16 protein-coding genes are annotated in these 14,081 nt (G+C 67.2%); 7 read left to right on the forward strand and 9 right to left on the reverse strand.

The features are described from left to right. Positions 1-291: 291 nt before the first annotated feature. On the forward strand, positions 292-1,977 hold the full coding sequence (locus FBQ73_RS05785) for an L-lactate permease (RefSeq protein ID WP_138398544.1): 1,686 nt from the start codon (positions 292-294) through the stop codon (positions 1,975-1,977). 80 nt (positions 1,978-2,057) lie between these two features. Here FBQ73_RS05785 and FBQ73_RS05790 read toward each other — a convergent pair whose 3' ends face one another. Further along, positions 2,058-3,167 (reverse strand): AI-2E family transporter, encoded by a 1,110-nt coding sequence (locus FBQ73_RS05790; RefSeq protein WP_138398545.1) that lies wholly within the window; start codon positions 3,165-3,167, stop codon positions 2,058-2,060. A 171-nt stretch (positions 3,168-3,338) separates the two neighbouring features. Here FBQ73_RS05790 and FBQ73_RS05795 point away from each other — a divergent pair, with 171 nt between their 5' ends. Continuing rightward, positions 3,339-3,530, forward strand: a complete 192-nt coding sequence (locus tag FBQ73_RS05795) for a hypothetical protein (protein ID WP_012116318.1) — start codon at positions 3,339-3,341, stop codon at positions 3,528-3,530. A 120-nt stretch (positions 3,531-3,650) separates the two neighbouring features. On the opposite strand, the gene FBQ73_RS05800 is transcribed toward FBQ73_RS05795, so the two are convergent. Continuing rightward, entirely contained in the window at positions 3,651-4,427 is a 777-nt protein-coding gene (locus tag FBQ73_RS05800; protein WP_138398546.1) for a histidine phosphatase family protein, read from the reverse strand. 192 nt (positions 4,428-4,619) lie between these two features. Between FBQ73_RS05800 and FBQ73_RS05805 the strand changes: the two genes are divergently transcribed. Further along, positions 4,620-4,958, forward strand: a complete 339-nt coding sequence (locus FBQ73_RS05805; protein ID WP_012116316.1) for a hypothetical protein — start codon at positions 4,620-4,622, stop codon at positions 4,956-4,958. Positions 4,959-5,139: 181 nt separating this feature from the next. Here the strand turns inward: FBQ73_RS05805 and rpsI are convergent, their stop codons facing one another. The 4 genes from rpsI to FBQ73_RS05825 form a co-directional block, all read right to left on the reverse strand. Further along, a complete protein-coding gene (gene rpsI / locus FBQ73_RS05810) occupies positions 5,140-5,622 on the reverse strand; it encodes a 30S ribosomal protein S9 (protein ID WP_138398547.1) in 483 nt (160 codons plus the stop codon). A gap of 1 nt (position 5,623) precedes the next feature. Further along, positions 5,624-6,085 (reverse strand): 50S ribosomal protein L13, encoded by a 462-nt coding sequence (rplM, locus tag FBQ73_RS05815; RefSeq protein ID WP_012116314.1) that lies wholly within the window; start codon positions 6,083-6,085, stop codon positions 5,624-5,626. 193 nt (positions 6,086-6,278) lie between these two features. Further along, entirely contained in the window at positions 6,279-6,857 is a 579-nt protein-coding gene (locus FBQ73_RS05820) for an NAD(P)H-dependent oxidoreductase (RefSeq protein ID WP_138398548.1), read from the reverse strand. Between the two features lie 111 nt (positions 6,858-6,968). Continuing rightward, complete coding sequence (locus FBQ73_RS05825) at positions 6,969-7,415, reverse strand: PaaI family thioesterase (RefSeq protein ID WP_246089588.1); 447 nt, start codon at positions 7,413-7,415, stop codon at positions 6,969-6,971. A 103-nt stretch (positions 7,416-7,518) separates the two neighbouring features. Between FBQ73_RS05825 and FBQ73_RS05830 the strand changes: the two genes are divergently transcribed. Together FBQ73_RS05830 and FBQ73_RS05835 are read left to right on the forward strand one after the other, a co-directional pair. After that, entirely contained in the window at positions 7,519-8,349 is an 831-nt protein-coding gene (locus FBQ73_RS05830) for an enoyl-CoA hydratase (RefSeq protein WP_138398549.1), read from the forward strand. Positions 8,350-8,574: 225 nt separating this feature from the next. Continuing rightward, complete coding sequence (locus tag FBQ73_RS05835; protein ID WP_138398550.1) at positions 8,575-10,050, forward strand: P-loop NTPase family protein; 1,476 nt, start codon at positions 8,575-8,577, stop codon at positions 10,048-10,050. A gap of 173 nt (positions 10,051-10,223) precedes the next feature. Here the strand turns inward: FBQ73_RS05835 and FBQ73_RS05840 are convergent, their stop codons facing one another. Beyond that, positions 10,224-10,436: a DUF2842 domain-containing protein gene (locus tag FBQ73_RS05840; protein WP_138398551.1), complete on the reverse strand. Its 213-nt coding sequence runs from the start codon at positions 10,434-10,436 to the stop codon at positions 10,224-10,226. A 255-nt stretch (positions 10,437-10,691) separates the two neighbouring features. On the opposite strand from FBQ73_RS05840, the gene FBQ73_RS05845 reads away from it, so the two are divergent. Beyond that, entirely contained in the window at positions 10,692-11,783 is a 1,092-nt protein-coding gene (locus FBQ73_RS05845) for a COX15/CtaA family protein (protein WP_138398552.1), read from the forward strand. Positions 11,784-11,866: 83 nt separating this feature from the next. On the opposite strand, the gene FBQ73_RS05850 is transcribed toward FBQ73_RS05845, so the two are convergent. Both FBQ73_RS05850 and FBQ73_RS05855 read right to left on the reverse strand, forming a co-directional pair. Continuing rightward, positions 11,867-12,562 carry an LrgB family protein gene (locus tag FBQ73_RS05850; protein WP_138398553.1) on the reverse strand — a complete coding sequence of 232 codons (696 nt, stop codon included), beginning with the start codon at positions 12,560-12,562 and terminating at the stop codon, positions 11,867-11,869. Continuing rightward, complete coding sequence (locus FBQ73_RS05855) at positions 12,552-12,974, reverse strand: CidA/LrgA family protein (protein WP_138399004.1); 423 nt, start codon at positions 12,972-12,974, stop codon at positions 12,552-12,554. Before FBQ73_RS05855 ends, FBQ73_RS05850 begins: the two co-directional genes overlap by 11 nt. Positions 12,975-13,114: 140 nt before the next feature. Here FBQ73_RS05855 and FBQ73_RS05860 point away from each other — a divergent pair, with 140 nt between their 5' ends. Continuing rightward, a complete protein-coding gene (locus FBQ73_RS05860; RefSeq protein WP_138398554.1) occupies positions 13,115-14,008 on the forward strand; it encodes a LysR family transcriptional regulator in 894 nt (297 codons plus the stop codon). Positions 14,009-14,081: the final 73 nt, after the last annotated feature.

The raw sequence follows: 14,081 nt of genomic DNA on the forward strand, positions 1-14,081 counted from the left end.
AAGAGTTTAGCGGCCTTCTTGCGATTTGAACTGATTTTAGCCGGCAGCCCCCATCGGTGAAAGAGATTTCTCCAGTTGACACACATGGTCAAAGTATTTTACCGAAATAACGATACTGGTTCGCTAGAAGACCAGATTGCGATGTCCGGAGGAAATGATTGATCGCGGCCCGGCCGAGGTCGTTCGCCATATTCACATACCTATAATCACCGCTCAGCGGCAGCAAAGAAGGCACGGGCCGCACCACGGACCCGAACGCTCCTGCTTGCCCTGAGGCTGGAGGGGCACCCGATGATCTGGTCTCAAGTCTATGACCCCATGGGCAGCATGTTGCTGTCCACGTTGCTCGCGGCCATACCGGTCGTGGTCCTGCTCGGCGCCATCGGCATCTTCGAGATGCGCGCCCATCTGGCGGCGCTGCTTGGCCTTGCCAGCGCGCTGGTGGTGGCCGTGCTCGCCTTCGGCATGCCGGTGCAGATGGCCGGAATGTCCGCCCTCTACGGCGCCGGCTTCGGGCTCATGCCCATCGGCTGGATCATCCTCAACGTCATCTTTCTCTACCAGCTCACCAGCGAAAAAGGGGAGTTCGACGTTCTCCAGCGCTCCATCCGGGGTATCTCAGATGACCGTCGCATCCAGCTCCTGTTCATCGCCTTTTCGTTTGGCGCCTTCTTCGAGGGCGCGGCCGGCTTCGGCACCCCGGTGGCGGTGACCGCCGCCATGCTGATCGGCCTCGGCTTCTCGCCGCTCGCCGCCTCCGGCCTCTCGCTCATCGCCAATACCGCGCCGGTGGCCTACGGCGCCCTGGGCACGCCCGTGATCGCGCTCGCCGCCGTCACCGGGCTGGACCTGCACCAGCTCTCCGGCATGATCGGCCGGCAGCTGCCGTTCTTCTCCCTGATCGTGCCGTTCTGGCTCATCTGGGCCTTCGTCGGCTTCCGCAAGATGATGGAAGTATGGCCGGCGCTGCTGGTGGCGGGCGTGTCGTTCGCGGTGCCGCAGTTTCTCGTCTCCAACTTCCACGGCCCCTGGCTGGTGGACGTGGTGGCCGCCATCTCCTCCATGGCCGCCCTCGCCCTGTTCCTGCGGGTATGGCAGCCCAAGCGCCCGATGACGGAAGCGCCGCGCGACTGGTCCTCCAAGGACCGCGAGGACACCGGCCACATGCCCGACACCGAGGCCCAGAAGCCCGGCGCGGTGTTCAAGGCCTGGCTGCCCTGGATCATCCTCTCCGTGTTCGTGTTCATCTGGGGCGTGCCCGAGGCGAAGGCGTTCTTCGACAGCATCTGGGTGGCCAAGTTCCCGGTGGAAGGCCTGCACCAGCTAGTGCAGAAGGTGCCCCCGGTGGTGGCGGCGCCCCATACCGAGGCGGCGGTGTTCAGCCTGAACCTCGTGTCCGCCACGGGTACCGGCATCCTGCTTGCCGGCATCGTCTCCGGGCTCGTGCTCGGCTACAGCCCCGTCGGCCTGGTGAAGATGTACGGCAAAACTCTGTACATGATCCGCTATTCGCTGCTGACCATCGCCTGCATGCTGGCGCTGGGCTTCGTCACCCGCTATTCGGGCCTCGACGCCACGCTAGGCCTCGCCTTCGCCCATACCGGCTGGTTCTACCCGCTGTTTGGCACCCTGCTCGGCTGGGTCGGCGTGGCGGTGACGGGCTCGGACACGGCGTCCAACGTGCTGTTCGGCGGCCTGCAGAAGATCACCGCGCAGCAGCTCCACCTGAACCCGGTGCTGATGGCCGCGGCCAACTCCTCCGGCGGCGTGATGGGCAAGATGATCGACGCCCAGTCCATCGTCGTCGCCTCCACCGCCACCAAGTGGTACGGGCACGAAGGCTCTATCCTGCGCTACGTGTTCTTCCACTCCATCGCGCTGGCGGTGCTAGTGGGACTGCTGATCATGGCCCAGGCCTATCTGCCGCCCTTCACCAGCATGGTCCCGACCGTGATCCTGCCGGGGGCGGGGCACTGATGGCATGAGCATCCGCCGGTGCGTCCATCGCGCCGGCGGTCATTTCCGCGGCGAAGGCGTCCGGGCCAGGCTCGGGCGCCTTACATGTCCTCGATTTCGGAACGCGGAATGGCGCCGCCGCGCGGTCCGGCCTGAAGCCAGGCCAGAATCAGCGTGTAGCCGAGCGCGAGCACCACCGGCCCCACGAACAAGCCGAGCACGCCGGAGGTGAGCAGCCCACCGATGGCGCCGATGAACACCACCAGCATGGGCACATCCACCCCCCGCGCCAGCATGAGCGGCCGGAGCACGTGCTCGATCAGGGACACCCCGGTGCACCACACCGCGAACACCACGGCGGGCACGGGATCGAGGATGGTGAAGGCGTAGATGACCACCGGCAGCAGCACCAGCACCAGCGGCATCTGCACGATGGCGATGATCAGGCACAGCAGCGCCAGCAATCCCGCCGCGGGGATATCCGCCGCGAGGAAGCCCAGGCCCGCCAGCAGCGACTGGATGAGGGCGACGCCAATGATGCCTTTGGTGACGCTGCGGATGGTGCGCACGGCGAGATCCGCATAGCCGCGTCCGCCTTCCCCGGCGAGCCGGATGGCGACATCGCCGGCGATCCGTTGTCCGCTCGACGCATTGGCCATGAGCGCCGCCGCCACGAAGATGGCGATGATGAACTCAAGGAAGCCCAGGAGCACGTCCGACACGCCCGAGACCATGGAGCGCCCAACCGAGGTCAGCTCCGGCGTGATCGAAGCGAAGGCCTGGTCGAGATTGGTGGAGGCGAGCAGCCAGAAGCGGTGGATCGGTTCACCGACCAGGATCCACCCGCGCACGGCGGCGGGCGGCGGCGGCACCCGCAGGGTTCCGTCCGCGAGGTGGTGGGCCAAGAGCTTGAGGCTCACGATCAACGTATCGGCGAGGAGATAGGCCGGCAGCACCAGCAGGGCGAGGGCCAGCAGCACATACAGCGTGGCCGCGACTGCGGTGCGGCCGTGGACGGCGGTCCTGAGCCGGACGAATACCGGATGGGAGGCAATGGCGATGATGAGCCCCCACAGGATGGGGGTGAGGAAGGGCTTCATGATGGCGAAGCACCACGTGAACAGCAGCGCCAGCGTCCCGAACCGCAACGCCAGGCGGAGCAGAGGCTCGAAGGTTTCCGGGCTTTCCAGCCGCGCGCGCATCCCGTCCATCTCGCCCTCCCCTCCTGAGACCTGCGTCAGTGGTGGCCCCCGCGGCGGCGGCGGTCAAGCCGTGGGTCCGCCGGTTCTGGCCGGCCTATTGCATTGGGTTGGTCGGGCGGCGGTTGTCCAGTATTGCACCGCCGACCGTGAAGCAAACACAGCGCAGGCGAGGATCGCAGCATGTCCGACCATAAGGTCACCGTGGATCAACTGCCGAACGGCAAGTGGGCCTGTTTCCTGCACGTGACGGGACATGATGAACCCATCAATCTCGGCAGGGAATTCAAGAACGACGAACAGGCGGAAAACTGGCTGAACGTGTCGGAGTCTGTTACCGCCATCGAGATGATGCTCCGCAAGTACAAGAAATAAACGCGGACTGTCTGGGACCAGACAGTTGGTGCGGAGGCCGACACGGGCCATGTCCGGCGGTCTTCGCACGTCGTGTTGCGTACGGCCCTGCGGTGTTCCGGACGCGCGGGGGACTGGGCCTCAGATGCACCCGGCCCGCGAGGCCGTCGCGCCAGCCTCAGGCCGTCCCCAGTCGTTGTGCGGCACATCGGTGAACGGCGGCCCGAACTCCTGCTTCACCATGGTGAAGGCGGAGGGCTGGCCGGTCTGGGCATCGAAATCGATGATCCAGAAATAGTCGTAGGTGTCGCTCGGCCACGTGTAAGGCACGCCCGTGAGCCGATCGAGGTGCAGCAGATCGTAGATCGTGACCCGCTCCACCGGCTCGCTCCGGCCCTTCTGCGCGTCGCGGGCCGCCGCGAGGTGATCCCGGTCGAGTTTGGTCTTGGCGATGTGGTCGTGCTCCCAGTCCACCACCAGCGTCTGCCCGGCCCATTCGGGCTTGGCGAGAATGTCCCGCACCGCTTCGCGGGTGCGCTGGTTTAGCCGCTCGACGCTCAGATGGAAGCCGTCGCCCCGTGGCTCGGGCATGGCGCTGTAGAAGGTGACGGGCATCTCCCAGCTCTCGGCGACGGGGAAGATGGTATCCAGCGTATGCATGGAGATGGCGAGGATCGCTTTCGGCGTCTCCCCGGGCCGGAACAGGGACTTCTGCGCGTCGCGCCCGAGATAATAGGCGGCCAGCGCGCGGGCCCGCTCCATTCCCAGCGCGCAGAGCTCCCACGGGCCGGCCTTCTCACCGTGCCGCAACAGGATGATCCGGGCCGGCGCCGCCCGGGCCTCGAAGGTGGCGACCATGCCGGCCGCAAGGATCATTCCGGCAAGGAGGCGCGCCGCCATGCGCCGTGACCACGTCATTGAAGACCTCCCCAAACCCGGGAGCGAGGATGCAGCGCCGCCGTGCCTGAGGCAATTGTCCTTGGTGCCGTCCGGCGGTGCCTTCCCTTGCCGCTATGGCGACGGCGGCAGCACACCCCTTCACACCCCGCCGTGAACGTGCTTCAAGGCGGCAGCCGGCGGGTTTCGTTCGGTGGGATGCGGGACGGTATCATGGCGCATGTGAGCTGGGGAGCGAACGGCACCGCGGGAGCGATGCTGCTGGCGATAATGGCGGCGGCGGCCGTTCAGGCTTCGGCGCAGACCTATTCGTCTGGCCAGCGCATCCAGGTCTCGCCGCGCGTCATCCAGCTGCCGGTGATTCCGCAAGGCAATTATCTGGACCCCGGCCCCGGTCCGGCCATCCGTCCCGATGTGAAGATCGGCAACGACCGAAACAACGACTACGTGTTCCCGCCGGATCTCTCGGGCGGCTACGGCTCCGGCCCGCCCGGCGACCCGACCGTCAACGGCCAGTGGAGCCCGCTCGACGGCGACACCCCGAGCTTCTGACGAACGCCGGCCCACGGGCGGCGCGATCGCCTTCGAGGATGTGTGCGCATGGCCGGGCTTGTCCCGGCCATTTTGCGTTTTGGCGGCAGGATCTGGAATACCCAGACACCACACAGCACGCAAAAGAAAACGGCGGGGCCTGGCCCCGCCGTTCGCATTCGTGTCGGAACGTTCCGCGCGATCAGCGCTTGGAGAACTGGAACGAACGACGGGCCTTGGCGCGGCCGTACTTCTTGCGCTCGACCACGCGGCTGTCGCGGGTGATGAAGCCGCCCTTCTTGAGGGGGCTGCGCAGCTCGGGCTCGTAATAGGTGAGCGCCTTGGAGATGCCGTGGCGCACCGCGCCGGCCTGGCCGGAGAGGCCGCCGCCGGAGACGGTGCACACCACGTCGTACTGGCCTTCACGCGCAGCCGCCTGGAAGGGCTGGTTGATCATGAGGCGCAGCACGGGACGGGCGAAATACACCTCGATGTCCCGGTCGTTGACGGTGACCTTGCCGGTGCCGGGGCGAACCCACACGCGGGCCACCGCGTTCTTGCGCTTGCCGGTGGCATAGGCGCGGCCGAACTTGTCCAGCTTCTGGACATGCACGGGGGCTTCGGGCTGGACGGCGGCAACGTTGGCCGCGCCGAGAGCGTCGAGGGACTGGAGAACCTCGGCCATGTCAGTTCCTCACGTTCTTGCGGTTGAGCGCTGCCACGTCGAGGGCGACCGGCTGCTGGGCCTCGTGCGGGTGGGACGGGCCCTTGTAGACACGCAGGTTGCCCATGATCTTGCGGCCCAGCGGGCCGCGGGCGAGCATGCGCTCCACCGCCTTCTCGATGACGCGCTCCGGGAAGCGGCCTTCGAGCACGAACTTCGCGGTGCGTTCCTTGATTCCGCCCGGGAAGCCGGTGTGATGGTAGTAGACCTTCTGGTCCTTCTTGCGGCCCGTGAACACCGCCTTCTCCGCGTTCACCACGACGATGTTGTCGCCGCAATCCACGTGGGGGGTGTAGATGGGCAGGTGCTTGCCCTTCAGGCGCATGGCAATGATAGTCGCGAGCCGGCCTACGACGAGGCCGCTGGCGTCAATCACCACCCACTTCTTCTCGATTTCGGCAGGCTTGGCCGAATACGTCTTCATGGGATGCTTCCGAATAAGAAGGCCGGTCGCGACGGCCTTGCGGCCAATCGCGATCCGGCGATGAACGGCTTCTAGTGGAGGCTCGTGCATCCGTCAACGTTTCAACGGCATTAAAACTCTTTATAAAACAATGCATTATAAAAATGGTGCGATAACACCGTCAAAAAACGACCTATAATCCCATGGCCTTGGCCTATCTTCCGGCACGGCCGAGGGCGTCCATCCGGCTGAGCCAGCGCTCGCGTTTTGCTTCGCCCGCCGCCTCGACGCCGCCCAGCACGGTGGCGCGCACCGGGGAAAAGCCCACGAAGCCCAGGATGTTGCGCGTGAGCGCCGAAAGTCCCGCCCCGAGATACCACAGTCGGAACACGAGCGCCGGCATCCCCATGGTCACCACCACGCGGGCGGATCGGCCTTGCAGAAGCATGCGTGTGCCACCGTTCACATAGTCGAAGGCGAAGCCCGGCCGCAGCAGCTGCTCCAGAAAGCCCTTGAGCACCGCCGGCATGCCCCCGAGCCAGAGCGGGAAGAAGAGCGCCACATGCTCGGCCTCCACCAGCGCCGCGCGGGCGGAGGCGAGGGCGTGGAGCGGCGGGGCATGGAGAAAGTCGTGCTGGCTGTGCAGCAACGGAATGTCGAGCCGGGCCACGTCCAGCCGCAGCACCACGTGGCCCGCCGCCTGCGCCCCGGCCGCATAGGCATCCGCCAGCGCGTGGCACAGATGGCCGCCACCGGGGTCGGGGTGCCCCTGAATGATGAGGATGGTTGCCATGGCCGCCTCTCCCTTGAGCCATCCCTGGAGCGGGCTCCGGCGAGATTGCGTCGCAATCCCATCGGAACACTCGTCTCTAGCGGCTCGGAGGTGCGGCGTCCTTGACCGGGATCAGGATCCCGGCCGATCCGGGATGGAATAGGTGGCGACGCAATGGGCGACGAGTTCGTCGCTGCCCGGGCCGCGCAGCCCCACTTCGCCCACGGCGAGGCGCTTGCCGAGCTTGATCAGCCTGGCGTCGGCGAACATGGGACCCGGCGCCGGCTTGCGCAGGAAATTGATGGAGAGGTTGGTCGTCACAGCCAGCCCAACGGGTCCGATCTGACCCAGCAGGGCCACATAGATGGCGACATCCGCCAGCGCCATCATGGCCGGGCCGGAAACCGTGCCACCGGGCCGCAGGTGGCTTTCATCGGCGTCGAGGCGGACGGTGGCAACGTTGCGGCCCACGCTTTCCACATGGTGCGGCTTGCCCGGCCCGAAGGCCTGGGGAAACTCCAGCGTGAGGAAGGCTTCCAGCTCCTTCACCGACATCACCGCATCGCGCGCCGCGTCCATTCCCTTCATCTCCTGCCCTGGATGCCTTTTGTCCGGCTCGCGCCGCTCGCATCCTGTGAATAGGATAGAGCGTTGAAGGTCAAACAGAAGAGAGCGCAAACCCATGTCGGCTGAACCATCGGCCCTCCCCGTCGCCGGCACGGCGTCACCGGTCGTGAAGACAAGCTGCGAGAGCGGGGTCGCGACGCTGACGCTGGCGCGGCCGGACGCGCGCAACAGCCTCTCCGAGGCGATGATGGCCGCGCTCACCTCCGCCCTCGCGGCCATCGCCGCGGACACCACCGTGCGCGCCGTGGTGCTGGCGGCGGAAGGCCCGGTCTATTCTGCCGGCCACGACCTGAAGGAGATTCAGGCCCATCGCAGTGACGCCGACCGGGGCCGGGCCTATTTCGAGGACGTGCTTGAGCGCTGCGCCACGCTGATGACCGCCATCGTCCGCCTGCCCCAGCCAGTCATCGCCGCCGTGGAGGGCATGGCCACCGCCGCCGGCTGCCAGTTGGTGGCCAGCTGCGACCTCGCGGTCGCGGGGGAGAAGGCCCGCTTCTGCACGCCTGGCGTGAACATCGGCCTGTTCTGCCACACCCCCATGGTGGCGCTGTCGCGCAATCTGGTGCGCAAGCACGCCATGGAAATGCTGCTGCTGGGCGAATGGGTGGAGGCGGAAGAGGCCCACCGCATGGGCCTCGTCAACCGGGTGGTGCCGGCCGGCGATGCCCTGTCCTCCGCGCAGGCCCTCGCTCGCCGCATCGCCGAGAAGTCCCAGGTGCCGGTGAAGCTCGGTAAGGCCGCCTTCTACACCCAGATGGAGATGGGCCTCGACAACGCCTATGCCTATGCCTCCCGCGTCATGGCCGAGAACATGCTGGCCCGCGACGCCGACGAAGGCATTTCCGCGGTTCTCGCAAAGCGTGCACCCACCTGGGAGGACCGGTGACGAAGCTGCCCCAGCGACAGGCGTGGGAGGCGCTGTTTACCAACCATCAACCATAATCCGCTCAACTTGATACACGCTGGTGCGACTCGCGCCGCCAGCGTGGGGTCGTTCCGGCCGGGGTGCTCACACCTCCAGTCGGAGAAACGGTCCCTGCCTCGAAGGTTCGGGACGGCCCGGGCGGCTTTAGTGAGCCGCGTCGGGTCCGGCTCCGGGGAGAGCGGCCCAATGGTGCACACGGACGTGGCGCACACGGATGTGGCTGGGGCCCGCACCGCACGGTGGGGAAACGCTCGTGCCTGGCGCCCCGGCCTCTGGCAGGTGGTGTGGTCCGTTCTTCTGCTCGCCGTCCTCGCGAGCTTCTTCCCGCTCCAGTTCACCGCCACCACCACCACTATCGCGTTCGACGTGGGCACCCAGCCACCCGCCGCCGCCGCGCGTGGCGTTGCGCAGGTGCTGGGCTCCCGCGAACTGGCCTATGACGCCGCCCGCCGCCTCGCCCCCGACGATCGGGCGCGGCTGGCCACCGGTCTGTGGCGCCAGCTCGGCGGCGCCCGCGCCGAGGCGCAGGATCGCCCGGAGGCGGTGCGCGCCGCCTGGCGGCTGCTGGATGATCTTGCCGTCACCACCATTAATGGCGGGCGTGGCGTGAGCCTGTCCGTGTCCGCGCCAACGCCGGCCCTGGCGCTGCGCGCGGCGGATGCCTATGTGGCCGCTTTCCTCGCCCTGGACGCGACCACGCGGGCCACGGGGGATGAGCCGGCCATGCTTCCCCCTCTGCGCCGCGGCGAGCCGGCGCGCGTGGCCTTCCTGCCGGATCCGCCTCGTCCGCTGGCGCTCGGGCTGCTGCTGGCTGCGGTCCTGACCCTGCTGATCGTCCAGCGCAATGCTGCCGCAGTGCCCGAAGCCGAAGGCCCGCTGAACGGCACCGACCTGCCGCTGGAACTCAAAGGCAGCCATCGCATCGCCTGGCTGGGCGGGCCGGATGGCGGGCTTCAGATCGAGCCGGCCGTGGCCCGCCTCGCCGTCCAGCTGACGCGGTCCGGCGCATCTCCTCTTGTCATCCTCAGCTCCGACGACCTGCCGGAAGCCTCGGCCACCATCGCCGTCGCCCTCGCCCGGCGGCTGTCGGAGGAGGCGCGCGTGGCGCTGGTGGCGCTCGACGGCGGCTCCGCCTGCCTCGCCGGGCTTGTGTCGGACTCCTTCGCCCCGGGCATGAGCGAGCTGTTGTTCGGCGTGGCCGGCTTCGGCGAAACCATCCATCGCGATGCCCGCTCCCGTGCCCATGTGATCCCGCCCGGTCGCGATGCCCGCCGCGGATCGTTCGTGGTGGGGGCCGAGCGCCTTGCCCTGGTGCTGGGGGCGTTGAAGCGCACCTATGACTATGTGGTGGTCGCCGCACCGAGCCTGTCGGGCGCCGACGGCGGCGACCGGCTCGCGGTGCTGGATCCGCTGGTAGTGTGCCTCACCGCCGATACCGCCCCTTCCACTGCAGCGGTGGAGAGCTTCGACGCGCTGGCGCAGCAGCGCTTCGCCCGCGTGGTGATGCTGTGCCTTGCAGTGCCACAGGACAAGGGTGCGAGTGACGGCGCGAACACGGACGGCGAAGCCGAAGGCTTCGCCCCGCCGCTGCCGACCCTGGACGCCCGCGCCACGCCGCCGCGCCATCGCGAACCACCGCTTCGCTATGTCGGCGCTGCCTAAGGCGCCCTCGTCCGCCCCTTATTAAATAGCCGGCGAATATTTTAATAAAGCCGACTAATAATGAGGTTGCAATGGGCGGCATTGCTTGGGGTGCGGTGCAGCATAATTTCTCGACTCAGCCTCATCCTAAGTCCGAGAAAATGCCAATAATGCATTGTTTTTAAAAGTGTTTTTCAGACTTTCTGGTCTGGTCGCTCCATCCAGCGGATCAGGAGTCCGCCGGGGATGATCCAGAGCGCGCCGAGCAGCACGTAGCAGACGAGTTGCAGGAACCAGCCAAGCTCGGTCACGCGCCCCTGGGCGAGGGCCATGGCGGAGAGCGCCCAGACCACCACGAGCAGGAGCAGCAGCACCGTGCCGATGAGCTTGCGGATGCGTTGGGGCATGGATCTCGTCTCCCTCGTCTCGCGGTGCCGGGGCGGCGCGCGGCTTTGGGCCTGCGGCACCCGCGCCCTTGCGCGCCATATGCGCCCTCTATAACCGATCGAACCCGAGGGACCAGAGCGCCCGCCATCGGGCGACATGCCCGGCGCGCCGGAAAAATGCGATCATGCGTTCCGGGCTCATCTCCGAACGAAAGAGAAGGGTGGACGGGCCGAACCAGTCCAACCCTCTGGAAGCGCGCAAAAGCTGAGGGACACATGCCGCACGTCGAGGCCATCCCGCTTTCCCGCGATCGCCGCGGTCCAGGCCGCGCCGCGGTGCGCCTGTGGCTTTATGCCGTCGCGATCCTCATTATTGCCATGGTGGTGGTGGGTGGCGCGACGCGCCTCACCGAATCGGGATTGTCCATCACCGAGTGGAAGCCGGTCACCGGCGCTCTGCCCCCGCTCTCGCAGGCTGACTGGCAGGCCGAGTTCGACAAGTACCGGGCCATTCCCCAATACGAGATCCTCAACAAGGGCATGGGGCTGGAGGCTTTCAAGCGGATCTACTGGTGGGAGTGGGGCCACCGCCTGCTTGGCCGCGTGATCGGCTTCGCCTTCCTGCTTCCCTTCCTGTGGTTCGCCTGGCGCGGCGTGCTGCGCGGTCGGCTGCTGGCGAAGTGCCTCGCCCTGTTCGTCCTAGGGGGCCTTCAAGGCGCCGTTGGCTGGTGGATGGTGGCATCCGGCCTCACCGCGCGTGTCTCGGTGAGCCAGTACCGCCTCGCCGTCCATCTGACGCTGGCCTGCATCATCCTCTCCGCCATCGTGGCGGTCGCCCGCTCCCTGTCGCCGGAGCCCCGCCAGGTGGCGAGTGGGCGCCTGCGGGCCACGGCATGGGCCCTCGTGGTGCTGGTGCTGGTTCAGATCTTCGCCGGCGGGCTGGTGGCCGGGCTCGATGCTGGCATGGCCTACAATACGTGGCCCCTCATGGACGGTCACCTCATCCCCCCTGCGGCCCAGCTGGCGGCGGCGGAGCCGTTCTGGCGCAACCTGTTCGAGAATGCGCTGACGGTGCAGTTCAACCACCGGATGATCGCCTATGCCCTCTGGACTCTCGCCCTGCTCCATGCCTTGGATACGCGACGGGTGGGCGGCGTCATGGTGCAGCGGGCGTGGGTGCTGTTCGCGCTCATCACCGCGCAGGCGTCGCTGGGCATCCTGACGCTGATCCATCAGGTGCCCATCGATCTGGCGCTGGCCCATCAGTTCGGCGCCACCCTGGTGCTTGTGGTGGCGACCCTGCATCTGGGTGGGCTTTCCGGACCGGTCGAGCCGGCCGCGCCGAAGCTTCGGCTGGTGAAGGGATAGGACCTGGAAAATCCTATTTTATCTTAAGGCTTTGTCTGGATTTTCTCACGTTGATTCAACCTGTGAGGACCCGGCGCCAACCCTCAGGCCATCAAGGCGGCGACCACGGGCGCCATCAGTACGTTGAACAGGCCTGCGAGCACCATCACCAAGCCGGCGATGGAGCCTTCCTCCCCGCCGATCTGATGGGCGCGGGCGACACCGGCGCCGTGAGCGCCCATGCCGAATAAGGCACCGCGCGCCAGCGAGGAGCGCAGGGGCATCAGCTTCATCACCAGTTCCCCGAGCGCCGCACCGCAAATGCCGGTGACGATGACGAAAACCGCCGTGAGGTCGGGCAGCCCGCCGATGTCGCTGGACACGCTCATGGCGAAGGGCGTGGAGGTGGAGCGCGGCATCAGGCTGAGCTGGAGCGTGTGCGACAGGCCCAGCAGGTCTGCCAGCAGGAAGGCGGTGGACATGGCGAGCGTCGAGCCCACCAGCACACCCACCAGCAGCACCGGCCACTGGCGGCGGATGAGCGCGCGCTGTTCATAGATGGGAATGGCGAAGGCCACCGTCGCCGGGCCCATCATCAGCACCAGCCAATGGGTGCCGCGGATATAGTCCGCATAGCCGGTGTGCAGGCTGAGGGCGACGATGCCCACCGCCACCGGAGTGAGCAGCAGCGGCGAGGTCCACCAGGAGCGCCAGCGCCGGGCGACCAGACGCGCCGCCGCATAGCAGCCGATGGTGACGGCCGACCAGAACAGCGCGGCGAACAGCGGATCACGCAGCATGGCCCGCCTCCGGTGCTGAAGCGCGCATGCGCCAGCGGTAGCACAGGTCCACCGTCAGGGCGGTACCGCCCATCACCATGACAGTGCCGGCGAGGATAACCGCGGCGATCTTGAGGCCCACGAGGCCCATCAGCTCGCCATGGTCGAGGATCGCCATCACCGCCGGAACGAAGAACAGCAGCATTTCCGCCAGAAGCCACCCTGCCCCGCGCCGTACCACGGCGGGCCGGATGTGGCCGGTGCCGAGCAGGGTGAGGACCACCACCATGCCGACGATGCCGCCGGGCAGAGGCAGATGGGTGAGCCGCACCGTCGCTTCCCCGACGGCCCAGAAGCCGGCGAGAACCGCGATCTGAAGGATCATGCTGCGGTGCAGCGTGACACCCATGCTGCGCAACATGTTGCGCAGCATGGGTGGGCGGGAAAAGGAATGTGCAGACATTGGGGCAGATACCGTGCAGCGCCTGAAGCGCCATTGCCGGCAACATAGTATGCAATGCAGTATGATGAAAATGAATTGACTGAATTTAGTCCATTCCATATTCGCATAGCATGGAACTTCGCACCCTGAGGGTTTTCGTCGAGGTGGTGCGCCAGGGCGGCTTTTCCTCGGCCGCCAAGGCGCTGTTCTCCACCCAGCCCACCGTCTCCAAGGCGGTGAAGCAACTGGAGGACGAACTGGGCGTTCCCCTGCTCGATCGCATCGGCCATCGCAGCCAACTCACCGCAGCCGGGGAGATCGTGTATCGGCGCGCCCTGACCCTGCTGGCGGAGCGCGAGGGCCTGGTTGCCGAGCTGGACGACCTGCGGGGCCTCAAGCGCGGCAGCCTGCGCCTCGGCCTGCCACCGCTCGGCGCCAGCACGCTGTTCGCGCCGCTGTTCGCCATCTTCCGCGCGCGTTATCCGGGCATCGACATCCGCCTCACCGAACACGGCTCGAAACGGCTGGAGGAAATGCTGCTGGAAGGCGAGGTGGAACTCGCCGGTTCGCTCATCCCGGTTCGCGAGGTGTTTGAAGCGCAACCGGTGCGGCGCGAGCCGCTGATGGTGGTGCTGCCCAGGGCGCACCCGCTGGCCGGGGCGGAAAGCATCGGCATCGCGGCGCTGGCCTCATCGCCCTTCATCCTGTTCGAGGGGGGATTCGCCCTCAACCAGGTGCTGGAAGACGCCTGCGCCCGCAACGGCTTTGCCCCGCAGGTGGCTGCGCGCAGCGGGCAGATCGATTTCGTCGTGGAGCTGGCGGGTGCGGGGCTCGGCATCGCATTCCTGCCCCGCACCATCGCCGAGCAGCGGGCGACGCCCTCCGTTGTCCTGACCCGGCTCGACGAGCCGGGCACCGAATGGCAGATGGCCCTTGTCTGGCGGCAGGGCAGCTACTTGTCCCACGCCGCCCGCGCCTGGCTGGATCTCGCGCGCGAAGTCTATGGCCCGGAGGGCTCCGGCTGAGCGCGCCGGCGCCCCCCCCGGCATCGGGCTTCAACCGATGCCGGAGGGTCACGCTCAAATGCCGCGCGGGCTT

This window comes from Xanthobacter autotrophicus (genome assembly GCF_005871085.1).
Taxonomy (GTDB): Bacteria; Pseudomonadota; Alphaproteobacteria; order Rhizobiales; family Xanthobacteraceae; genus Xanthobacter; species Xanthobacter autotrophicus.